The following is a 2,013-nucleotide window of genomic DNA, read 5'->3' as shown; positions in this document are numbered from 1 at the left end:
GCAAGCAGGAGCAGCTGATCACAAAACTGTCCAAAGACTTCCCTGGAGTGAAAGAGCTGCTGGAGTACGGAGACTACACCCAGCATCCCACCAAGGCCAACGCCTCAGCCCTCATCACCCTGGCTCTGGAGGAGAACTGGTCTAAGGTCAACTCCTCCGAGGGCTACGCCAAATACATCGCCACTCGTCCTCGTGCTCAGCGCCTGGGGGACCACGGACTGTTCGGGGATGAAGATGGTGTGGATCTGGACAGGGCCACATCGGAACTGGAGCACTACACCGGAAACGTGTGGACCCACATCATCTCTCTGCGTCGGGAGGACGCAACACGCCTGGGCTACGACAATGCCCAGGCGTGGCGATCCCTGCTGCGTACCCATCGAAATGAGATTGCAACCGCTATGAAAATCCCGCCCCAGGACTTTAGGTGGTACGCCGCCTTCCACGACGAGGGGGAACACCCTCATGTGCATATGATGGCCTGGTCTGTGAAACCGGGACAGGCGTATCTATCCAAGGACGGAATCAAGCAGATCAAATCCACCCTCACCAATCAAATCTTCAAGCAGGAAATGTACCATCTCTACGAGCAGAAGTCTACCAGCAGAGATGAACTGGTACAAGAGGCCCGGAAGGTGATGCTGGAGATGACCCGCCAAATGGCACAGGGGATCTGCGAACATCCAGACATGGAGCAGCTCATGGGAGAGTTAGCTCAGCAGCTGGGCAGCGTGAAGGGCAAGAAGTCCTACGGCTATTTGTCCAAGCCTCTGAAAAAGCTGGTGGATGAGATCGTCAATCAAACGGAGCGCCTGCCTGTGGTCAACCGGTGCTATCAATCGTGGTGGGAACTCCAGTGTCAGGTAAATCGATTCTATTCCGGACAGGAACAACAGCGCCCGCTACTGTCTCAACAGAAGGAGTTCCGAGCTATCAAAAACACCGTCATCAAAGAGGCCGAGCGCATCCGACTCAACCAAATCTCCTTTGAGGATCGTGGTATGGAGGATAGAGGTAGTTGGCTAGAAGATCACGAACTCCCCTGGGACTGCTATGAGCTTCGCTCCATCATGGAAAACGAAGAGCATACACGGGAAGAGCGTGTAGCTGCAGCGGTGCAAATGAAATGTCTGGCCCAAGCAGGTGATGCCCACGCCCAATATCTGATGGGGCTGCTGTACCGGGACAGTGGCCTGGTAATTCCAGACACAGAGAGAGCCCAGTACTGGATGGAACAGGCGGCAATACAGAATGTGCCAGCGGCTCAATACTCCCTGGGGAAGCTGCTTCTCTCTGATGATGCCCTGGTGCATGATCCAGACCAGGGCATCCAATGGCTGAAAGCAGCAGCGCAAAACGGCAACGATTACGCCGCCTATGCCATGGGCAAGGAGTATCTCAGCGGCAGATATGTGTTCAAGAATACAGAAAAGGCGGCAGAGTATTTCCGTCAGGCGGCCCAGGGGGACAATCCCTGGGCGCAGTACCTCCTGGGTAAGCTGTGCCTCATGGGAAATGGGGTAGAGCAGGATGAGGAGGCTGCCTATCAGTGGTTTCAGGCTGCAGCAGAACGGGGGCATGTCTATGCTGAGTTCTTTGTGGAGCGCATGGATCAGGGGTGGATAGCCCCACCCCAGCTGATGCTCTCCACCACCCGACTCCTACACCACATGGGTAACATCTTCCGGGACAACACTCCGGCTCCTCCAGCATCCGGCGGGCCGCACATTGACCGGAAACGACTGCAGAAGCTCCGGGCAAAAAAGGTTGCCCTGGGGCATAAGCCGGACGACCACGAGGAGGGGCAGCAGAGCTGGGGCATGAGTATGGGTGGATGGTAATCACAACGCAAAAATAGCACACTGTCACCAAAGAAAACGCCCCAAGGAAATTGGCCCTGGAGCAAATGATAACAGTTTGATAATTGTGGTGAAATCCGCTGGCTATTCTCTTCATTGTTCGGTATTGTGTGTTGCTGATAAGGAGGCGGCACACATGAACGACTATATGAAA

2 protein-coding genes are annotated in these 2,013 nt (G+C 54.9%); both read left to right on the top strand.

The features are described from left to right. A partial coding sequence (gene mobP3, locus H9X86_RS11940) for a MobP3 family relaxase (RefSeq protein WP_204901720.1) occupies nucleotides 1–1,841 on the top strand: 1,841 nt, incomplete at its 5' end. Beyond that, nucleotides 1,831–2,013, top strand: a 183-nt coding sequence (locus H9X86_RS11935; RefSeq protein WP_204901719.1) for a hypothetical protein, incomplete at its 3' end; no start/stop codon positions are given. The genes mobP3 and H9X86_RS11935, both read left to right, overlap by 11 nt.

This window comes from Pseudoflavonifractor capillosus (assembly GCF_016902575.1).
Lineage (GTDB): Bacteria > Bacillota > Clostridia > Oscillospirales > Oscillospiraceae > Enterenecus > Enterenecus capillosus_A.
The sequence above is the reverse complement of the archived record's forward strand: the minus strand, read 5'-3'. Positions and strand labels throughout refer to the sequence as shown.